The sequence below is a fragment of the Streptomyces tateyamensis genome (assembly GCF_003205575.1).
GTDB lineage: Bacteria > Actinomycetota > Actinomycetes > Streptomycetales > Streptomycetaceae > Kitasatospora > Kitasatospora tateyamensis.
On record NZ_PYBW01000094.1, the window covers coordinates 16,206 to 37,989 of the forward strand.

The window sequence follows — 21,784 nt, forward strand, 5'->3', positions numbered from 1 at the left end:
CCTATGGCTGCGGGGGGAGAGCGGCGATGGCGGCCTCGATGCCCGCCATCGCCATCTCCAGGCCGGCGTCGAACTGCCGGTTGCCGGCCGCCTCCAGCTTCTCCTCGCGGTCGTGGCCGAGCAGCTTCTCCCATTCGGCGTGCCGGGAGTCACTGGCCGTCAGCACGCCCATCATCTGCCGGTACAGCTCCTCGGGGCCGGCTCCGGCGAGCTTGACCCGGCGGCCCCACTGCACCTCGGACAGCGCGAAGCCGTAGGTGTACTGGAAGATCAGCGCGATCGCGCCGCCGAGCGCGTCGCCGCTCAGCCCGGCGCGGGCCAGCGCGCCCACCGCGCTGTTGGACATCAGCATCGCGTTCGGGCCGATCGCCAGGAAGCGGCCGATCAGCTCGGTCGCCCAGGGGTGGCGCAGGAAGCACTGGCGGTACTGGTGGGCCATCACGTAGACGTGCCGGCGCCAGTCGCCGTGGTCCTCCAGCGGCGGCACGGCCAGGTCGGCGAAGGCCGCGTCCAGCGCCAGTTCGAGCAACTGGTCCTTGTTGTCGACGTACCAGTACACCGACATCGCGGTGACCTCGAGCTCGGCGGCCAGCCGGCGCATCGAGAAGGCGGGCAGCCCCTCGGCGTCCAGCAGTTCGAGCGTGGCGGCGGTGATCTTCTCCCGGCTCAGCCCGGTGGGTGCGCTGCCGCGCCTGGGGGGCCTGGGCGGAGCGAGCCAGACGCTGACAGCGGGGTCGTGGGGCTGCTCGGCCTTGCCTGCCATGGCGGTCAACTGTCCTTCGGGTCCGGGTACCGCTGCACGGCCGGCCCGCGGGCGGCGGGCGGCCGTGCAGTGATCGTAGAGCCTGGACCGGGCTGGCGGATCAGGCCGCCCGGGCCGGTGCGGGCTCGGTGGCCGGCGCCGGCCGGGCCGCGGCACGGCCGAGCAGCCAGGCCGCCAGCAGTCCGCCGGCCAGCACCGCGACCGCGCCGATCAGCTGGCTGTCCGTCAGGCTGTCGGCGAACGCCGAGCGCACCTGGTGGGCCCGGTCCGGGCCGGCCGCGGCCAGCGCGCCGGGCAGCGAGCGGGCCGCCGAGCCCGGCAGGTCGGCCGGCAGCGCCCCGGCGAACCCGGCGGTGAGCACCGCCCCGAGCACCGCGACGCCCAGCGAGTTGCCCAGCTCGCTCAGGGTGCCCATCAGGCCGGACCCGACGCCCGCCTTCTCCGGCGGGATCGAGCTCATGATCGAGCCGGCCATGGCCGGCTGGGCGCAGGCCGCCCCGGCCCCGATCAGCACCAGGCCCAGCAGGATCCCCGGGTAGGAGCCGCCGTGTCCGAACTCGGCGATCGCGGCCAGCCCGGCGGCCAGCAGGGAGAGCCCCAGCGCGATCGCGGCCGGCGGCCTGAGCCTCATGGTCAGCCGCATGCCGACCCCGGTCAGGTTGAGCGCGACCACGGTCAGCGCCATCGGCGCGGTGGCCAGACCCGCCTTCAGCGGGCCGTACCCGAGCACGAACTGCAGGTGCTGGGTGAGCAGGTAGAGCGAGCCGCCCATGCCGAAGCTGACCAGCACACCCCCGGAGACCGCCCCGCGGAACCGGGCGTTGCGGAAGAACGCCAGGTCCAGCAGCGGGTGCTCGATCCGGCGCTCCCAGAGCACGAAGCCGAGCAGGAAGAGCAGGCCCAGGCCCCCGGCCAGCAGGGTGCGCGGGGCGGTCCAGCCGGCGCCGGGGCCCTGGATGATCGCGTAGACCAGGCCGACCAGGCCGGCGGTGGACAGCAGCGAGCCCAGCAGGTCCGGGCGCTCGCCGCGCGGGTCCTTGGACTCGGGCACCAGACGGGCCACCGCGACCAGGCCCAGCGCGGCCACCGGCAGGTTGACCAGGAAGACCGAGCCCCACCAGAAGTGCGCCAGCAGCGCGCCGCCGATCACCGGGCCGAGCGCGACGCCGAGTGAGGCGATCGCGGTCCAGACGGCGATCGCCCGCGGCTGCTCCTCCTGGTCGAAGGTGCGCACCACGATGGCCAGGCTGGTGGCCAGCAGCAGGCTGCCGCCCACGCCCATGCCCGCCCGGGCCGCGATCAACTGGCCCGGGCCGGCGGCCAGCGAGGCACCCAGCGAGCCGACGCCGAACAGCGCCAGGCCCAGGAGTTGGACCTTCTTGCGCCCGTAGCGGTCGCCCATGCCGCCGGCCGCGATCAGCAGGCCGGCCTGGGCGAGCGAGTAGGCGCCGACCACCCACTGGGTCTGGGAGGTGGTCGCGCCCAGCTCGGTGGTGAGCGAGGGGACGGCGACGTTGAGGATCGTGTTGTCGAGGATCACCACGAGCTGCGCCAGGCAGATCACGGCGAGCACCAGCCACCGGTCGGGCCGGCGGGTCGGTGCGGGGGGTGGTGCGGTGTCGGACATGCGGGTTCCCCCTGGACGGGTTGGGCGCCTCTGGCTGGCCGGCGAGGGCGCCTGGGCACATGACTGTACGGCGTAGAGGAGTTCTACACCGTACAGGCGAGTCGCGGCAAGCCGGTTTCCCCGTCCAGAGGCCGGGGCTGACGGCCGGTCAACTCCGGTCGCCGACCACCTGACGCAGCCTCGGACAGCTGCACGCCCGGAACGGGCCGAGCCCCGGCCCGAGGCACTCGCCTCGGGCCGGGGCTCGGCGGTCATCCCGCGCCGGACGCTACTGGAGCGTCCACTTCTGCGGGTTGGAGCTGTTGCAGCCGTACAGCTGCAACTGGGTGGTGTTGCTGGTGCTGCCGTTCGGGTCGTCCACGCAGAGCCCGGAGTCGGTGCCGTTGGGCTCGTAGTGCAGCGAGCCGTCGGCGAACAGGCTGAACTTCTGCGGTCCGGTGCCGTTGCAGTCCCAGAGCTTGAGCAGGGTGCCCTGGGTGCCGGTGCTGCCGTCGACGCACTTGCCGACCATGTGCAGGTTGCCGTCACCGGTGACCGAGACCTGCTGCGCGGCGGTGCCGTTGCAGTCGAAGATCTCGATCGGGGTGCCGTCGGTGGTGCTGCTCTGGTAGTCGTCCAGGCACTTGTTGGCGGCGGTGTTGACCAGGGCCTGCTTGGGCACGTTGTAGAGCCCGGCGACCTGCTGGCTGGTCAGCTCGTACGGGTAGCTGCGGGCGTCGGAGACCTCGCCGTTGAGCTGGTTGACGATCTTGCTGTGGTCGTTGTTGAAGTAGCAGCCGCCGATGGTGGTCTCGCGGTTGGCGGCCCAGGCCGGCGACATCTGGGTGGAGCTCACCTCGGTGCCGTTGACGTAGAACGCCAGCACCTGGGCGTCCGCGGAGTAGGTGGCCGCGATGTGCGTCCAGGCCCCCGCGTAGCCGGACCAGCCCGCCGAGCCGGTGAAGACCCAGTTGGCGCTGGTGGTGGAGTCCTGGGTCGGGGTGTAGACGCCCCACGAGTGCGTGGAGTCGCGGTAGAGCAGGTTCATCGACGGGACGTTGTTGCCCTGCTGGCACAGCACCGTCTGGTCGGTGCCGGTACCGCCGTTGAGCTTGACCCAGGCCGAGGCCGACCAGCTGGCGTCGGTCGCCACACCGGGCGGATCCGCCTGGTAGGTCTGGCTGCTCCACAGCGGGGTGGAGCCCTTGTAGACCACCACGTTGCGGTCGTTCTGCAGGCTGAGCAGCGCACCGCTGTTGCCGCCGGTGTTGGTGGACCAGAGCGCGGTGTTGCTGGTGTCGTGGATGACGAAGTTGCCGTCGGCCTGCATGGTCGCGGTAGCACCCGGGTGGCCCCAGGTGCCCGCGCTCCACAGCGGCCGGCCGGAGTTCTTCGCGGTGAGCACCAGGTTCCCGTCGGCCTGCATGAGCAGCGTGCTGTTCTGCGAGGAGACCTGCTGACCGGAGGCCAGCGTGGTGCCGGTGGTCAGGTTGAACGGCGTTCCGCCGCCCTGCGGGAGGCTGGTGAGCAGGCCGTTGCCGGTGAAGTTGACCGAGCCGAGCTCCGGGGTGGCCGGCGGGTGGTCGTTGCTGAAGCTGACACCGGAGCCGACCGCCGTCATCGGGTTGATGCCCAGGGTGTCGCTGCCGTCAACGGTGATCTTGGTCTTGTCGGTGCGGTCCATCACACCGATCGGCCACTGCTCGCCCGGGGCCGAGATGTTGCCGGCGCCGTACTGCTGGATGTCCCAGTTGTAGCCGGTCGGGTTGCCGTTGCCGTCCAGGTACGGGGTGCCGAACCAGGTGGTCAGTTTGGACGAGACCGGGTTGCCCTTGTCGGTGTCCCAGAGTGCGGAGCCGCCGTTGCCGCGGCCGCTGAGGTCGCCGTCGGACTGCATGGTCGCGACGTTGTACTTGTTCGGGTCGACCCAGCCGATCGCGACCGGTGCGCTGATCGCGGTGACCACCGGGTAGTTGCCGGTGGGGGCGGGCGGGGTGGTCGGGAAGAAGGAGGCGTCCTGGCCCAGGGTCAGCGTGTAGCCGCTGAGGTTGCCGCCGGCGTCGACGGCCCACAGGCCCGGGTGGCCCTGCTTGGCCCAGTCGCCGGGCGACATCAGGTGCAGGCCGCTCCAGCCGCTGCTGCTGAGCTTGATCGGCGCGGCGAAGGTGTTGCTGCCGGCCGCCGGGTAGAACCACAGGCCCAGGGCGCCGTCGGCGCCGACCTCCTCGGTGACCAGGCTGGCGGCGTTCTTGAACTTGTGGGTCGGGTCCAGGTTGGTGGTGGAGATGTCGCCCAGGGAAGCGATCTGCACGACCTTGGACCAGTCACCGAGGCTGCCGCCGCCGGTGCTGCCGCCGTAGTAGGTGGCGCAGGTCGCGGCGGTGGTGACGTTGGTGGTCTGGCAGCCCGGCTTGGTGAGGCTGACCTTCGGCGCGAAGTGGCCGATGATGCCGTCCGCCGTGGTGCCGTTCGGGTAGACGTACAGGTTCGGCGAGTTGTCGCCGTGGGCGATGACGTCGTCCGCGTTGGTGCCGCCGCGGGTCGAGCCGCGGTGGGTCAGCTGGTGGACGTCGGCCCAGCTCTTTCCGTCCGGGCTGTCGGCGCCGTAGGAGAGCACCGAGGTGGACGGGCTGGTCGCGGTGGCGTTGCCCGGCACGTTGTAGGCGTGCAGGTTGCCGTCGGTGCCGGCGGTCACCATGTCGGGCGCGCCGTCACCGGTGACGTCGCCGAAGACCGGCGGCGGACCGTTCGGGTTCCAGGGCGCGTAGAACGGGTACTGCGCGATGGGCGAGAGGTTCTTGGCGTTGTCCATCGACTGGACGTAGACGATGTTGGTGCCCCAGTGGCCTGGGGTGACCGCCAGCTTGTAGTTGTTGGCCGACTCGGTGGCCGGCAGCGAACCACCGCACTGCCACTGGGCGTTGTTCAGCTGCGGGTCGAAGCTCCAGCGCAGGCAGGCGATGCCGGAGGAGGCCAGGCCGTTGCCCGGCGCGGGGTCGGTGGCGGTGGCCACGATGTAGCCCTGCTGGCCGGCGAAGAGGCCGGTGTTCTGGCCGTTGCCGGAGGGCGGGAACTCGTGCGCGAGGTCGCCGACCCAGCCCGGCAGGCTGACCTGCGGCGGGGTCTGGTCGACCGCGAACAGGCACTGCGGACCGAAGCCGGACCAGGACGAGCCGGAGAGCAGGTCGGTGGTCTGCTGGTGGTAGCCGTAGATGTGGCCGTTCTGGATGTAGCCGCCGGGGACGGTGTAGGTGGCCTTCTGGCCGTTCGGCGCCCAGGGCGACATGCCGTCGCCGGGCAGGCCGGCGTTGTTGTTGGTGTAGTCCCACATCAGCGTGCGGGTCTGCAACTGGTCCTGCGGGGCCGGGCTGGAGACCGTGGCGGCCAGGGTCACCGCACCGGGCGCGTCGCTGCCGGCACCGATCCAGCTCCACTGGCCCCAGCCGGCGCCGCAGCCCTGGTTGTCACCGCCGGTGACGCTGGACGGCACGGGGTGCAGCGCCGGGTCGTTCGGCGGGTTCGGCACCCGATCGTAGGTCACCGACAGCGTGGCGCCGTAATCGAAGCGCTTGAAGGCCATCGCCTGGCCCTCGTTGCTGGCGCGCAGACCGATGGTCACCGCGTTGTTGCTGCCGATGCCGCTGCTGAAACCGGAGCCCATGTTCCAGTAGGCGACCGGCACGTTGTTGTAGCAGTTGGTGTGGCCCGAGCCGCCGACCTGGGTGCTGTCGAGCCTGCTGCCGGGCTGCGGCTGGTTGCCCCAGTTGGTGCCCGGACCGATCGGACCGTTCTCCCAGAACAGGTCCACACCGTACGTGGTGGAGCAGCTCCAGTCGGCCGACAGGTACTCGGACAGGTCGATCCGGGCCGAGTTGATGATCGTCCCGGCCAGCGCGCTGGTGTCGAACTGGTAGAACGCGCGGTACAGGCTGGAGGGCGAGCAACCGCCGCCGTTGGCGTAGCTGTTGTCGCAGTAGCCGACGCCCAGGTGGTCGCGGTCCGCGGAGCCGTTGACGTTGTAGTGCGTGTCGTTCGGGTAGGCGGACTGGACGAAGGTGTTGCCGTTGCTGCCGGTCTGGTACGGGATCCAGGCCGGGTCGATGTAGGCCGGGAACTGGGCGCCGGCCAGCAGCTTCTGGTCCGGGACCAGGTCGAAGCCGTCCTTGGCGGCGGTCACCGGCATGGTGGCGACCTTCGCCCCGTCCCCCGGGCCCTCGGTGGAACTGCGCACCTGGCCCTGCGACTTGCTGGCCCCCGCGATTGTCGCGGGCGAGCCGGCGAGGTCGGCGCCGGTCTCCGAACCAGCCACCCGGGCCACCGACTTGGCCGGCGTCGCGCTGCTGTCCCACATGGTGGGGGCGGGCGCGGTCCAGCGCGGGCCGTCGGCGGCGTCGGCGCTCAGCTTGTGGTCGGCGTCCGCCTTGATGGTCACGCCGTCGGCGCCGGTGCCGAAGTGCAGCGTCTTCAGGGCCGGGTTGGCCGCGGCCGCCGCGGTCTTGACGACCAGGACGGTGCTGACGCTGCCGCTCTTGCCGACAGTGACCTTCAGGTCGGTGTCGGGCAGCACCGACGGGTAGAGCAGGCTGCTGCCGTCGACCTGCGGGGCGGGCAGCGCGAACGGCGCGCTGATCGCCAGCTTCTTGCCGTCCGCCGAGGTCAGCGTGGCGAGCGGGCCCGACCCGCCCGGGGACAGCACCACACCGGAGGGGGTCTGCGCAGGGGCGAACCCGCCGCCCGGCTGCTGCTTGAGGCTCGGGTCCAGGTTCTTCCACTGGCCGCCGGACTTCATCCGCTGCTGGTCCGGGTGGCTGGTCAGCTGCAGGTGTCCCTGCGGCGTCGCGTAGGTCTCGCTGAACTCCGTGCTCAGCTCGTCGACCAGCACGTTCTGGTTGGTCTTCTTCGCCTGCGCGAACTGCTTGGCGTAGCGGCTCGGCGGGCTCTGGTCCTTGGCGTGCTGGGCGTCGATCGCCGCCGCCTGCGCGGCAGTCGGCAGCGTCGCCTGGTCAGCGGCCACACCGGGCTGCGCGGCGAGGCCGGCCTGGGTGACGAGCATGCCTGCGGTCAGCGCCAGGATGCTCGCCGCGGCCGGCCAACGGGTCGGTGTGGTGCGGGTTTTGCGTCGGCCTGTGACCGACGGTGTTCGGAACATGACTCCCCTCCCGGGTGGATCCGTGTGCTGTAGGCACGTGTGGTGCACAGCACGCGCACACGCTCGGGGACCCGGAGGGTTATGGCAAGCGAATTTGATGCACCTTCAGGACATTGGCGGACATTGCCCTCATGTGATTTGAATCACCATCAGATAATGCTCAGATGATCCCGCAGGTAGGCGGCGGGGCGCTAGTTTCGGGCCGACCTATCGATGGGTTCACGTTCGTGAAGAACGTTTGATGCTCCGTCACACTTGGGGGATTTGGTGGTAGATCGCACTGTCGGCCGGTCGGGGGCCGGGCGACGAAGAGGGTTGCGCTCAGTGGCGGTGGTGGGGGCGTTGGGGGTGGTGACGGCGATGCTGTCCACCCCCGCTTTCGCATTGACGGCCGGCGGGGATCATCGGATCTGGTCGCCGGGCACGCCGTTGCCGAAGACGCCTTCGGTGTCGGGGAAGGGCAGGCAGGTGCTGGCGGCGACCAAGCCGTCGTTCCCGGCGGGACAGGTGTGGTCGCCGCCTGGTGCGAAGGGGGTGAAGGGCGGCCGGGCGACGGTGACGGTGCCGGCGGCTTCGACCGGTGGTGTGGTGCCGCAGGCTGGCGCGGCTGCGGCTGCGGCTGCGGCTGATGCGGTGCCGGCCGCGGCTGTGGGTGCTTCGGTGCAGGCGGGTTCGCTGCCGGTGTGGTTGAGCGCGGTGGTGCCTGCTGCGGATGGCGGCGCGAAGGCGCAGGCGCAGAGTGACGCGGCGCCGGTTCCGGTTGCCGGTGGTTCGGTGTCGGTGTCGGTGGCGGACTCGGGGGCTGCTGTTGCGGCGGGTGCTCCGGGTGGTGCGGTGGCGCTGTCCGGTGATGGTGCGAAGCCGGGATCGACGCTGCGGGTGGGTCTGGACCTGTCGCAGTTGAGCGGTATTGGTGGTGACTTCGCCGGGCGGGCGCGCCTGGTGTCGCTTCCCGCGTGTGCGTTGACGACGCCGAAGTTGGCGGAGTGCCAGAAGTCGACGCCGGTGGCTTCGCACTACGACGCGGCGGCGAAGCGGCTGGTCGCGGACGTCACGGTACCCGGCGGGGCGCACCCGGCGGCGATGGCCGTCCAGGCTGCGGCGGCGCCGATGACGCTGGGTGTGGTCTCGGGCACGAGTTCCGGTGCGGGCACCTACAGCGCCAGCTCGCTCAACCCGAGCACCAACTGGACCGGCGGTGGCTCAGCGGGCTCGTTCACCTACAACTACCCGGTCTCGGTGCCCCCGACCCTGGGCGGCGGCGTGCCGAACGTCGGCCTGTCGTACGACTCATCCACCGTGGACGGCAAGACCTCGTCGACGAACTCGCAGGCGTCGTGGATCGGTGACGGCTGGGACCTGAACACCGGGTACGTAGAGCGGTCCTTCCAGCCGTGCGCCCGGGACGGGATGGCCAGCTCCGTGGACGACTGCTGGGCGGGTGCGAACCTGACGATGTCGCTGGCGGGCCACTCGGGTGAGCTGGTGCCGGTGGACTCCTCCTGCAGCAACTCCTCCGGGAACACGGAGCAGTCGGCCTGCGCCTGGCACCTGAAGAACGACGACGGTTCGAAGATCGAGTTCCTGACCGGTGCCAGCAACGGCACCTGGAACGGTTCCTACCTGCGCATGACCGACCCCTCGGGGATGGTCTTCTACTTCGGCGCCAGCCACTTGCCGGGTGCCGACGGCAAGGCGAGCAGCCTCGGCCCGGACGCGCAGTCGGCGTGGACGGTGCCGGTGTTCTCGCCGAACTCGGGCGACCCGTGCTACAGCTCCTCGACCGGTCAGCAGTCCTGGTGCCAGATGGCCTGGCGGTGGAACCTGGATGCGGTGGTGGACACCCACGGCAACCTGACCACGTACAAGTACAACGCCGAGGCCAACTGGTACGCACGTGGCGGCAATCCGGCGACCACCGGCTCCTACACCCGTGGCGGCACGCCGGCCGAGATCGACTACGGTCAGCTGCTGTCCGACCAGATCGCCGCCGGCGGCACCTACCAGAGCGCGGCTCGCGTCGTGTTCTCCGCCGGTGAGCGGTGCGTGACCTCCACCGCTGCCTGTGACCCGTCACAGCGCACGGTGGCGAACGCGGGCAACTGGCCGGACGTGCCGCTGGACCAGCAGTGCGACCAGACGACCACGAACTGCGCGAATGCCTCGCCGTCATTCTGGACCTCGCGGTGGCTGAACTCGATCGCCTCCCAGGTCCGCTCGAACGGCAGCTACCGGACAGTGGACAACTACGCGCTGACCCACGTGTTCGTGAACGTGCAGAACCAGACGGAGAACACCCAGGTCCCGTGGCTGGCCTCGGTGCAGCGCACCGGCCAGGACAACCAGAACGGCCAGAGTGCGATTACCCTGCCGGCCGTCTCGTTCGGGTGGATGCTTTACCCGAACCGGGTGCCGGCGCTGCTCACCCGCCCGGACTACAACCGCCCGCGGCTGACGGTGGTCACCACCGAGACCGGCGGCACCATCGGCGTGGTCTACCAGACCACCGGCTCCCAGCGCTGCACCTCCAGCTCGCTGCCGGCCCAGGCCAACGGTGACACCAAGGACTGCTACAACGTCAAGTGGTACCAGCCGAACCAGACGCGAGGCACCGCCCCGATCGACGACTGGTTCCAGCGCTACCCGGTGGCCACCGTGACGGTGGACCCGAAGCTGGCGCTGGGTGACAAGCCGCAGGTCACGAGCTACACGTACGGCCTGCCGGCGTACCACCACAACGACAGCTCGGTCGCGGACCCGCAGTCGCGGACCTGGGACCAGTTCCGCGGCTACGCTTCCGTCACCACGGTGGCCGGCTCGCCCAACGACACGAGTGCCCAGACCCAGACCAAGACCTCGTACTACCAGGGCATGGGCGCCACTGTGGCCGGCGACCGCAGCGGAGCGGTCAGCGACGACGACTGGCTCTCCGGCACCACGCTGGAGACCGACACCTACAACGGCGTCAACGGCCCGCTCGCGTCCTACCTGGTGCACACCGCCGCCGGCCCGGTCACCACGGCCGACCACCCGCGCAGCGGCCTGCCCGACCTGGTGGCCCGTTTCACCTCCACCACCAGCACCACGGTGACCAAGACGCTGAAGGCGGACGGTTCCTGGCAGTCGGCCGGCACGGTCGTCACCACGGACTCCGACCTCGCGCACGCCAACCGGATGCTGACCTCGCTCAGCACCGCTGACAACACCCCGGACGTCTGCACCCGGGCCTCCTACGCGACCAGCACCAACGCGCAGATGGTCACCCTGGGCGCCCAGTCGCTGGTGGTCTCCGGCCCCGGTGCCTGCACGGCGACCCCGACGGCGGCCAACACGGTCTCCGGCAGCCGGAACCTGTTCGACGGTCAGGGCTACGGCAACGCCGGCGCCGTCGGCGACACGACCAGCCGTCAGGCGCTCGACCACTACGATGCGAGCGGCAACCCGGTCTACGTCACCACGGCAGTGACCACCTACGACAAGTACGGTCGCGCCGTCACCAGCACCGACCCGAACGCGACGGACAGCGCGCACCCGAACGGTGCGACCACCACGACGGCGTACGCGTCGGCGAACGCCGGTGAGCTGCCCAACAGCACCACCGTCACCACCCCGGCCCCGGCCGGTGCCGCGGACGCGGCCGGCGGCCGGACAACCACCACCGCGTTGGACATCGCCCGGGCGCTGCCGCTGACGGTGACGGACGCAAACAACAACACGGTCACCAAGTCCTACGACGCGCTGGGCCGCCTGACTGCTGCCTGGCCCGCCGGGCGCAGCACGAGCCAGCACGCGTCGCAGACGTTCAGCTACGCGGTCAACGGCACCAGCGGTTCGTCCTCGGTCACGACGAACACGCTGCACTACGACGACAACGGGTACAGCACCTCGGTCGCGGTCATGGACGGCCTCGGCCGGACGGTTCAGACCCAGGCCACGCCGGCCTTCGCCGGGTACAACGGCCGACTGGTCACCGACACCTTCTACGACGCCGCGGGTCACGTCTCCCGGACCAATGCGACCTACTACGAGAGCACCAGCGCGCCGAGCACGACCTGGTTCGACGCGGACACCACGCACGTCCCGTCGTCCACGCTGAAGACCTTCGACGGTCTGGGCCGGGAGATCACCAGCGAGTTCCGGGCGTACGACGTTCACCAGAGCAGCAGCACGACCAGTTACCCAGGCGCGGACCGCACCGACGTGACCCCGCCCAGTGGTGGCACGCCGACCAGCACGGTCAAGGACGCGCGTGGTCGCAGCGTCCAGCTGTGGCAGTACCGCACCGCCACCGCGACCGGCAACGCCGGTGACGCGGACGTCACCAAATACACCTTCAACCCGACCGACAAGCCGGCCACCCGGGTGGACGCGGCGGGCAACACCTGGTCCTACGGCTACGACCTGCGCGGTCGTCAGACCACCGCCACCGACCCCGACGCCGGCACCGCGACCTCGGTGTACGACGCCGCGGGCCGGCTCGCGAGCAGTACCGACGCTCGCGGTCAGGTGCTGACCTTCGGCTACGACCTGCTGGGCCGCAAGACCGCCGAGTACGCGGGCACTGCGGCCGACCCGACCAAGCAGCTGACCGGTTACACCTACGACACCGTCGCCGGCGGCAAGGGCCAGCCGGCCAGCTCCACCCGGTACGTCGGCGGGACCAGCGGTTCGGCGTACACCAAGGCTGTCGGGTCGTACGACGCCGCGTACCACGCGACCTCGGTGACCCAGACGCTCCCCGGGGCGGACGTCAACCAGACGACGCCGTACAGCTACAGCGAGCAGTCGGCGTACTACCCGATCACGGGTTCGGTGCAGTGGACGAACCGCGGTGGTCTGGGTGACCTGCCGAGCGAAATGCTGCAGTACTCGTACGACTCGCGCGGTCTGATGACCAGTTACGGCCAGCAGTTCGGGTCGCAGTGGATGTACGACCAGGCGACGGGTTACGACGCCTACGGTCGAGCGATCCGCACCACCACCAACCCGTGGGGCACGCAGATCGTGCTCACGGACACCTTCGACGAGCCGACCGGCCGTCAGGTCTCGCAGTTCGTGGACAAGCAGACCTCGCAGACCGGCGCGGTCCAGCAGACGAAGTACGCCTACAACCAGGCCGGCCAGGTCACTGCGGTCACGAGCATCCCGGACAACACCCCGGGCAGCACCGACCGGCAGTGCTTCAGCTACGACTACCTGGGCCGCCTGACCACCGCGTGGAGCGACACCGGTGCGGTGACCATGGCCCCGCAGCCCAGCGTGGGCGCGATCGGCAACTGCGCCAACAGCACTCCCACCAGTGGCGCGGTCGCCCCGGCGAAGACCACGGTGGGTGGTCCGGCTGCGTACTGGCAGTCCTACTCCTACGACCTGACGGGCAACCGCACCCAGCTGGTCCAGCACGACGCGGGAGGCAACACCGCCAACGACCTGACGACCACGCAGACCTTCCCGGCTGCCGGCACGGTCAACAACGGCAACGGCAACGGCGGCCCCCACGCCCTGACCGCCACCCAGAACTCCGGTACTGGTGGGTGGAGCGCGGCCGGGAGCGACCAGTACGACGCGGCGGGCAACACGACGAAGATCGTGGATCCGGCCGGTACGCGGAGCCTTAACGGCGGCTGGGTGCTGCCGTCGGGGCAGAGCATCACCTCCAACAGCAGCCGCCTGTCGATGCAGGCGGACGGCAACCTGGTCCTGGTTTCGCTCCGCACGGGTGCGGTGACCTGGTCCAGCCACACCTACGGCCACAACGGCGCGTACGCGACCATGCAGACCGACGGCAACTTCGTCGTCTACGACACCAACCGCAACCCGCTCTGGGCCGCCGGCACCTACCCGAACTCCGGTGCCTACCTGGCCCTGCAGGACGACGGCAACCTGGTCGTCTACAAGAGCGCCTCCGCGCCGAACCAGAACCCGATCTGGAGCACCCAGACCTGGAACGGGATCGACGCGGGCAACACCTCGGTCCTGACCTGGGACGCCGAGGGCAAGCTCGCCAGCACCACCCGCGGCGGGGTCACCACGACCTACGTCTACGACGCCGACGGCAACCTGCTGGAGCGCAGCAACCCCACCCAGAACACCATCGCCATCGGCGCCACCGGCGACGAGCTCACCTACAACAAGACCAGCAAGGCGGTGACCGGCACCCGCTACTACGCGATGCCGGACGGGCTGTCCCTGGTCGCCACCGCGAGCACCAAGACCTACCAGGTCGGTGACCCACACGGCACCAACACTCTCTCGCTGGACGCCAGTTCGCTGACAGAGACGCGCAACCCGGTCGACCCGTTCGGCAATCAGCGGACCACCACCACCGCGACCGGTGGCTGGGCGGGCGATCACGGCTTCGTCGGCGGTACCAAGGACACCACCAGCGAACTGACCAACCTGGGGGCCCGCGAGTACCAGCCCAGCACCGGACGCTTCATCAGCCCCGACCCGTTGCTGGCCAACGACGACCCGCAGCAGTGGAACGGCTACGCCTACGCGAACAACAAGCCCACCAACACCATGGATGCCGACGGCAAGATGATCCATGACGACATCACCGGGCTCGGTTTCGGCACCGCGAAGCAGGTCGAGCAGTACTACACCGAGCACCCGGCGGCGATCCCGGAGGCGATCCAGTCGCAGCAGCGGGCGATCGACAAGCAGGCCGCCGACGAAGCCGAGGCCAACGCGAACTCGGTCAAGCACCACATCTGCGACGGCTGTGGCGATCTGCTGCCGCAGGCTGTGTCCTCCAAGGTGCCGAGCGGGGGCGACGATGTGGTCACGTCCTATACGGTGACCGAGAGCCGGGACTCCTGGACCGACTACCAGATCTCGAAGGAGTACCGGATGGCGGAGAACGCGCAGGATCTCTCGCTCACCATCTCCACCACCGATTCGGACCAGAAGACCCACCAGTTCACCAAGCAGTTCGGTGCCAGCGTCACGGTCAAGGCGAGTGGCAAGGCTGACATCCCGTTCGTCGCGGAGGGCAGTGTGGACCTGACCGTCGGCGTGACCGGCAGTTTCGGCTGGACCGACACCGACCAGAGCACCGTCACCCACGGTCAGAGCTTCACCGAGAAGCTGACGGTGAAGGCCGGCCAGCACTGGGGTTACTCGCCCACCGGCATCGTCACCAAGTACCGGACCACTTACGAGCACGCCGACGGCTCGACGACCACCAAGGACTGGGGAACCTTCGAGATCACCAGCTGGGATCCCGTCACCTACAGTGACAACTCGCCGCCACCGGCCATCGCTCCGTGACGCGGCGCGACATGTCACTCCGGCGGGCAGCCGCAGTGCTGCTGCCCGCCGGGCTGCTCGCCGCACTGGCGGCCTGCTCGCCCGGGGCGACCGGCTCTGCCGGGCACGCAGCCGGAACCGCGACCCCGATCAGCTCCCCGTCAGCCGTGAACTCCGCGACTCCGTCGGCCTCCCCGGTGGCCGGTATCCCCGCGGCCCAGCGGCAGGCGGCCATGGACTGGGCCGCGCACGCGGGCGAGAGCCCGCGGGCGGACCAGGCGGTCGTCGTGCAGTCGGCGCCCGGGAACACGGCACGCCTGCTCTGGCAGGCGGAGCAGACCGGAGACGTCTGCTGGGCCGAACCGTCCGGGGGCTCGGTGGCCAGCGGGTGCCTGAAGGCGGCGGACCTCGGCGCGGGCACCGCGCCAGGGCTGCACGTCTTCGGGGACGCCCTGCCGACCGCCGACGGTCAGCTGCTGGAGGTGCTCTTCCGGGCTGACGGGGAGACCGTGGCCCGGCTCTCCTGCGGCCCGGCCACGGTCGTGCCGCAGCAGGTCGCCGAATTCGAGGTGAACGGGGTGCGCCGCACCTTCTACCTCGCTGCGATCGACCGTCACACCGGGGGCAGTTACACGGCCCGGGTGCAGCGTGCCGGCGCGGCGGCGGCCGACAGCCTGCTGCTCTACGCCGAAGCGCACGGGTCCTGCTGACGCAGTCCCGCGTCGATCGACTCCCACCCAGGGGCATCAACGGGGCCGCCACTTCCTGTGGCGGCCCCGTCTTCGGATCGACCGCCCCTGCAGCGACTCGTTCGCAAAGATGGTCGGCGAGCTCAGCAAGAAGATCGATGACGTTCAGGGAGGGTGGGCCCGCGGGCTGCTGCCGGACGGCTGCCACTGGCAGAACGTCGACAGGAGCATGTCGGCGGTCTTCGCCAAGTACTTCATCCACGACGAGACTTCGTTCTCAAAGGCATCGATGAAGTACTGGGAGGGCCAGGACACCAAGAAGTGACGACTACTTGATGAACCACATCGGGTCGGCGTCCTCTGCCGCAGTGGGCGGCAGCGTGGTGCCAATCTTCTGGTAGAGCTCGCCCGGAATCTGGATGGTGTCCACGCCCGGTTCTCCACCAGATCCGAGGAGTGCACACACATGTCAGGAGAGTCCGAATTCACCCAGGCCCTGGCCTCCAACCGGCGGATTCCATTCCTGGTCAGCCTCGTCCACGAGCTGACCATGGCGGAGCGTGGCAGCTACCGGGACCGCACCGAGGAGGCGGAATCAGCGCTTCGTACCGTCGGCTTTCTCAATGAGCTGCGCATGGTGATCCTGAACCAGTTGCGTGCCGACACCTTCGGCGCCGACACCGGGTATCCGGATGCCGCACTGGCCGAGGTGCTCCTGGAGCGCGTCGAGCGGGCTGGGATGACCGAGTTCTGGGACCGCACCACGGCCAGGGCAGTGAACAGCCTCGGTTAGCCCTCGACCGGTACGAACACCTCGGGCTCGGGTTCCCCACGGCGGGGCCCGAGCCCGAGGTCCTCCGTCCTCAGTCCTAAGCCCCCCGCCTCACGCCCGCCCCGCCCAGGGCCCCACGCCGGACCGGTCGCCCGGCGGTACGGTGGCCCCATGACCAGCGGTTCCACCCCACCACCGGCGCTCGACGCCGCCGCCCTCGACGGGCTCGAAGCCGTCAGTGCCGCCGTGCTCGCGATGAGCGGGCACCTGGAGGTGCGCGAGGTGCTGCGGCGGATCACCGCGTCGGCGCGCAGCCTGCTCGGGGCCGAGTACGCCGCGCTCGGGGTGCCGGACGACCACGGCGGGTTCGCGCAGTTCGTGGTGGACGGGGTGACCGACGAGCAGTGGCGGGCGATCGGGCCGCTGCCGCGTCAGCACGGGGTGCTGGCCACGATGTTGCACGAGTACACCCCCACCCGGCTCGCCGATGTCCGCCAGGCGCCGGCCTTCGGGGGCTGGCCGGAGGCTCACCCGGAGCTCAAGGACTTCCTCGGGATGCCGATCCTGGACGGCGAGGAGATCCTCGGGGCGGTCTTCCTGGCCAACAAACCGGGCGGCTTCACCGACCACGACGAGCGACTGCTGCGGATGCTGGCCGCCCACGCCTCGCTCGCGCTGGCCAACGCCAACCTCTACGAGCGCAGCCGCGAACTGACCCTGGCCGGCGAGCGGGCCCGGATCGCGCATGACCTGCACGACGCGGTCTCGCAGAAGCTGTTCAGCCTGCGGCTGACCGCCAAGGCCGCCGCCACGCTGGTCGACCGCGACCCGGCCCGGGCCCGCCAGGAGCTGCACGAGGTGGCCAGGCTGGCCGCCGAGGCCGCCGACGAGCTGCGCGCCGTGGTGATCGAGCTGCGCCCCGCCGCGCTCGACGAGGACGGCCTGGTCGCCACCCTCGCCTCCCAGGTCCAGGTGCTGGACCGGGCGCACACCGCCACCGTGGTCTTCGACGAGGACGGCGGGGTGCGCACCCTGCCGCCGGCCCAGGAGGCGGCGGTGCTGCGGATCGCCCAGGAGGCGCTGCACAACGCGCTGCGGCACGCCCGGCCCCGCCGGGTCGAGGTCACCCTGCGCGGCACCCGCAACCGCGGCGCGCTGCTGCGCGTCACCGACGACGGGTGCGGCTTCGACCCCGAGTCGGTGCGCCGGGCCGGCCGCCACCTGGGTCTGGTCTCGATGCGCGACCGCGCCCAGACCGTGGGCGGCCACCTCACCCTGACCTCGGCCCCCGGCAGAGGGACCGTCATCGAACTGGAGGTCCCCGGTGCCTGACGGGACGACAGCACCCATCCGCGTCCTGCTGGTCGACGACCATCAGGTGGTCCGCCGTGGCCTGCGCACCTTCCTGGAGGTGCAGGACGACATCGAGGTGGTCGGCGAGGCCGCCGACGGCGCCGAGGGCGTGGCCAAGGCCCAGGAGCTGCACCCGCACGTGGTGCTGATGGACCTCAAGATGCCGGGCGTGGACGGCATCGAGGCGCTGCGCCGGCTCAAGGAGGAGGGCAACCCGGCCCGGGTGCTGATCGTCACCAGCTTCACCGAGCACCGCACCGTGGTGCCGGCGCTGCGCGCGGGCGCGGCCGGCTACGTCTACAAGGACGTGGACCCGGAGGCGCTGGCCGGGGCGATCCGCTCGGTGCACGCCGGGCACGTGCTGCTCCAGCCCGAGCTGGCCGGGGCGCTGCTGGCCGACGACTCGCCACGGGCCGCGCAGGGCCGCGGCGGCACCCTGACGGAGCGCGAGCGCGAGGTGCTAGGCCACATCGCCGACGGGCAGTCCAACCGGGAGATCGCCCGTGCGCTCAACCTCTCCGAGAAGACGGTGAAGACGCACGTCTCCAACATCCTGATGAAGCTGGACCTGGCCGACCGCACCCAGGCCGCCCTGTGGGCGGTCCGCCACGGCGCCGGCTGAAGCCCGGCCACCCCCGGCTGAACCCCCGTCAGACCCGCTCGTCCACCAGCGCGTTGTAGGCGGCCACCTGGGCCCGCCGGGCGGTGCGCCGCAGCGGCGCCAGCGCCGCGTCGCGGGCGGCCATCTCGCCCGCGCTGACCGCCGCGCCGTGCCCGTCGGCCGCGATCGCCAGCAGCGCCGAGACCTGCCGGGCCGACTCCAGCACCCGCACCGCGCGCGGCGGGTAGCCCGGGGCCAGCAGCTGACTGTGCGCCCGCCGGCGGTACTGCTCCAGGGCGCGCAGCGCCTGCGGCCCGGCCCCGGCCACGTCCAGCCGGGAGAGCAGCGCGGTGGCCTCGCGCAGCCCCTCGGCCAGTTCCCGCTCGGCCTCGTGCAGCAAGGGCACGTCGGCCGGCGGCGCCTCGCGCACCTCGGTGCAGCGCCACAGCACGGTGGCCGACTGGTCCCCGGGCGGCCCGTAGACCGTCACCTCGGGCACGAAGCCGAGCGGCAGCCCGACCGCCAGCACCGCCTCGCCGGCCGCGAGCGCCGCCGTGTTGAAGCCGGCCGGCCCGGTCAGCCCCAGCGGGTGCCCCTCGGTGGGCAGCGCCAGCCGCAGCCCCTGCACCCCCAGCACCCGCAGCCGGCCCAGCGCCCAGCTCCAGCCGTGCTGGTCGCCCGCCGCGTCGCCCGGCAGTCCGGCCACCCGGTGCCGCTCGTCCGCGCCGACGATCTCGTCCGCCGCCTGGTCCGGCGGGGCGAAACCGGCCAGCAGGGAGTTCCCCCAGGCGGTCAGACGGGCCGAACGGGGTTCGGCGAACGGATCGGCAGCGGGCATCTCGGCAGGAGTCGGCGGCATCCAGCCAGCCTACGGACAAGGCGGCCACCCGCGTGGCGTAGGTTTGCCCTGACGCTGTGCGTGCCAGCCGCTCCCCGACCGCCCACAAGGCACACCCGGTAGGCTGCCCGCCCGCACCGACGGCCGAGAACTGCACGAGTAGCTGCATTGGATTGGGAGAAGCGTAGGCATGAGCGACGTGCTGGAGCTGGTTGACGTTTCCGTTGTCCGCGATGGGCGCGCGCTGATCAACCAGGTCTCCTGGTCGGTGGCCGAGGGCGAGCGCTGGGTCATCCTCGGACCGAACGGCGCCGGCAAGACCACCCTGCTCCAGGTGGCGGCGACCTACCTGCACCCGACCGCCGGGCAGGTGGCGGTGCTGGGCGAGAAGCTCGGCGAGGTGGACGTCTTCGAGCTGCGCCAGCGGATCGGCCTGGCCGGCGTCTCGCTGCTGGACCGGATCCCGCGCGAGCAGACCGTGCTGCAGACCGTGCTGACCGCCGCCTACGGGATGACCGCCACCTGGCACGAGACCTACGAGACCACCGACACCGCGCGCGCCCTGCTGCTGCTGGACCGGCTCGGCATGGGCGGCTACGAGGAGCGGGCCTTCGGCACGCTGTCCGAGGGCGAGCGCAAGCGCACCCTGATCGCCCGCGCCCTGATGACCGACCCCGAGCTGCTGCTGCTCGACGAGCCGGCCGCCGGCCTGGACCTGGGCGGCCGCGAGGACCTGGTCCGCCGGCTCGGCGCGCTGGCCCAGGACCAGTACGCGCCGGCCATGGCGATGGTCACCCACCACGTCGAGGAGATCGCCCCCGGCTTCACCCACGTGCTGATGATCCGTCAGGGCAAGGTGCTCACCGCCGGACCGATCGACACCGAACTGACCGCGCGCAACCTCTCGCTCTGCTTTGGCCTGCCGCTGACCCTGGAGCGGCACGGCGACCGCTGGTCGGCGCAGGGTCTGCCGTTCGGCTGACCGCTCCTGGTGCGCAGGCGCGCACAGTTGACCGGTTTCCCTCCGTCCACCTGCGGGAACCCACCACACCGGATGTCGTTTCCTCCCTAGGATGGGTCTGTGGACAGCTGGTTGTGGTGGCTCCTGCTCGCCGTCGGACTGGGCGTACCGCTGGTGGCCACCGCGTTGCCGGAGTTCGGGCTGTTCGCGGTCGGCGCGGTGGGTGCCTCGATCACGGCCGGGCTGGGGGCGGGCGTGGTCTGGCAGTTCGCCGTCTTCCTGGTGGTCTCGATCGCCATGCTGGGGGCGGTGCGCCCGCTCGCCTATCGGAAGTTGCGCAAGGGACCGCAGGTCCGGATGGGGATCGACGCCCTGCCCGGCTCCCGCGCCCTGGTGCAGGAACGGGTCGACGAGCACGGCGGCCGGATCAAGCTCAACGGCGAGATCTGGTCGGCCCGCGCGCTGCACCCCGACCGTGTCTACGAGCCCGGCCAGCAGGTGGATGTGATCGAAATCCAGGGCGCCACCGCCCTGGTCGACTAGCCGGCCGAACCGGCCGGCACAGTCGTACGAGCAGTCAGTCCGAGTAGTCCCAGCGTCCGAGCTGTCCAGGGGAGACACCGTGGAACCCGTCCTCATCGTGCTGATCATTCTGGTCGTGCTGGCGCTAGTCGCACTGATCCGGACGATCCAGGTGATCCCGCAGGGCAGCGCGGCGATCGTGGAGCGGTTCGGCCGCTACACGCGCACGCTCAACGCCGGCCTCAACATCGTCGTGCCCTTCGTGGACACCATCCGCAACCGGATCGACCTGCGCGAGCAGGTGGTCCCGTTCCCGCCGCAGCCGGTGATCACCCAGGACAACCTGGTGGTCAACATCGACACCGTCATCTACTACCAGGTCACCGACGCCCGGGCCGCCACCTACGAGGTGGCCAGCTTCATCCAGGCGATCGAGCAGCTCACCGTCACCACGCTGCGCAACATCATCGGCTCGATGGACCTGGAGTCCACCCTGACCTCCCGTGAGGTGATCAACGCCGGCCTGCGCGGGGTGCTGGACGAGGCCACCGGCCGCTGGGGCATCCGGGTCAACCGGGTGGAGCTGAAGGCGATCGAGCCGCCGACCTCCATCCAGGACTCGATGGAGAAGCAGATGCGGGCCGAGCGGGACAAGCGCGCCGCGGTGCTCACCGCCGAGGGCCAGCGACAGGCCGCGATCCTGCGTGCCGAGGGCGAGAAGCAGGCCGCGGTGCTCAGCGCCGAGGGTGAGGCGCAGGCCGCCGTGCTGCGCGCCGACGGTGAGGCTGCCGCGATCCGTACGGTCTTCGAGGCGATCCACGACGGCGACGCCGACCAGAAGCTGCTCGCCTACCAGTACCTGCAGACGCTGCCCGAGCTGGCCAAGGGCGACGCCAACAAGCTGTGGATCATCCCCAGCGAGGTGGGCGACGCCCTCAAGGGCCTGGGCGGTGCCTTCGGCGGTCTGACCGGTCAGAGCGGCGGCCCCGCCCCCACCGTCGCCGACCTGCCCAAGCAGGTTCCGGCCGACGGCAACGGCGCCCGCCCGGTCGGCGCCGCGGGCGGCCCGCGCCCGCTGGACACCGACGAGACGGGCGCGGCCCGGCCCCGGGTCAACCCGACCCGGGAGTACCCGCAGATCGACCCGGAGTGATCAGCCGACACTGAGCTGCGGGTACCGGTCCGCGGGCACTTCCTCGCGGACGGTGGTCCGCGGGGAAGTGCCCGCAGGTCGGGTGCGATCCATGTCTCTCATCCTGGATGACGCTGTCAGCAAGCA

The 21,784-nt window shown here is 70.9% G+C and carries 13 protein-coding genes; 9 read left to right on the plus strand and 4 right to left on the minus strand.

Annotated elements, in window-relative coordinates:
* Position 1: 1 nt before the first annotated feature.
* The 3 genes from C7C46_RS23825 to C7C46_RS23835 all read right to left on the minus strand — a co-directional run bounded on the left by C7C46_RS23825 (position 2) and on the right by C7C46_RS23835 (position 7,518).
* Entirely contained in the window at positions 2–763 is a 762-nt protein-coding gene (locus C7C46_RS23825; RefSeq protein ID WP_110671953.1) for a TetR/AcrR family transcriptional regulator, read from the minus strand.
* Between the two features lie 100 nt (positions 764–863).
* A complete protein-coding gene (locus C7C46_RS23830; protein WP_110671954.1) occupies positions 864–2,390 on the minus strand; it encodes an MFS transporter in 1,527 nt (508 codons plus the stop codon).
* Positions 2,391–2,658: 268 nt separating this feature from the next.
* Complete coding sequence (locus C7C46_RS23835) at positions 2,659–7,518, minus strand: ricin-type beta-trefoil lectin domain protein (RefSeq protein ID WP_146259190.1); 4,860 nt, start codon at positions 7,516–7,518, stop codon at positions 2,659–2,661.
* Between the two features lie 1,005 nt (positions 7,519–8,523).
* Here C7C46_RS23835 and C7C46_RS23840 point away from each other — a divergent pair.
* From C7C46_RS23840 to C7C46_RS23865, 6 genes are all read left to right on the plus strand, one after another.
* Positions 8,524–14,790, plus strand: a complete 6,267-nt coding sequence (locus tag C7C46_RS23840; protein WP_110671956.1) for an RHS repeat-associated core domain-containing protein — start codon at positions 8,524–8,526, stop codon at positions 14,788–14,790.
* Positions 14,791–14,801: 11 nt separating this feature from the next.
* Positions 14,802–15,479 carry a hypothetical protein gene (locus C7C46_RS23845; RefSeq protein WP_146259192.1) on the plus strand — a complete coding sequence of 226 codons (678 nt, stop codon included), beginning with the start codon at positions 14,802–14,804 and terminating at the stop codon, positions 15,477–15,479.
* A 109-nt stretch (positions 15,480–15,588) separates the two neighbouring features.
* Positions 15,589–15,783: a hypothetical protein gene (locus C7C46_RS23850; RefSeq protein ID WP_110671958.1), complete on the plus strand. Its 195-nt coding sequence runs from the start codon at positions 15,589–15,591 to the stop codon at positions 15,781–15,783.
* Positions 15,784–15,924: 141 nt separating this feature from the next.
* On the plus strand, positions 15,925–16,251 hold the full coding sequence (locus C7C46_RS23855) for a hypothetical protein (RefSeq protein WP_110671959.1): 327 nt from the start codon (positions 15,925–15,927) through the stop codon (positions 16,249–16,251).
* Positions 16,252–16,401: 150 nt separating this feature from the next.
* Entirely contained in the window at positions 16,402–17,562 is a 1,161-nt protein-coding gene (locus C7C46_RS23860; RefSeq protein ID WP_110671960.1) for a GAF domain-containing sensor histidine kinase, read from the plus strand.
* Positions 17,555–18,205, plus strand: coding sequence for a response regulator (locus C7C46_RS23865; protein ID WP_110671961.1), 651 nt, complete (start codon positions 17,555–17,557; stop codon positions 18,203–18,205). Before C7C46_RS23860 ends, C7C46_RS23865 begins: the two co-directional genes overlap by 8 nt.
* A 28-nt stretch (positions 18,206–18,233) precedes the next feature.
* On the opposite strand, the gene C7C46_RS23870 is transcribed toward C7C46_RS23865, so the two are convergent.
* Positions 18,234–19,043 carry a hypothetical protein gene (locus tag C7C46_RS23870; protein ID WP_181442492.1) on the minus strand — a complete coding sequence of 270 codons (810 nt, stop codon included), beginning with the start codon at positions 19,041–19,043 and terminating at the stop codon, positions 18,234–18,236.
* A gap of 169 nt (positions 19,044–19,212) precedes the next feature.
* Here C7C46_RS23870 and C7C46_RS23875 point away from each other — a divergent pair, with 169 nt between their 5' ends.
* The 3 genes from C7C46_RS23875 (at position 19,213) to C7C46_RS23885 (ending at position 21,658) form a co-directional block, all read left to right on the plus strand.
* A complete protein-coding gene (locus C7C46_RS23875; protein WP_110671963.1) occupies positions 19,213–20,004 on the plus strand; it encodes an ABC transporter ATP-binding protein in 792 nt (263 codons plus the stop codon).
* A 99-nt stretch (positions 20,005–20,103) separates the two neighbouring features.
* Entirely contained in the window at positions 20,104–20,526 is a 423-nt protein-coding gene (locus C7C46_RS23880) for an NfeD family protein (protein WP_245984771.1), read from the plus strand.
* Positions 20,527–20,605: 79 nt separating this feature from the next.
* Positions 20,606–21,658, plus strand: coding sequence for an SPFH domain-containing protein (locus tag C7C46_RS23885; protein WP_110671964.1), 1,053 nt, complete (start codon positions 20,606–20,608; stop codon positions 21,656–21,658).
* The last annotated feature ends 126 nt before the right edge of the window (positions 21,659–21,784 follow it).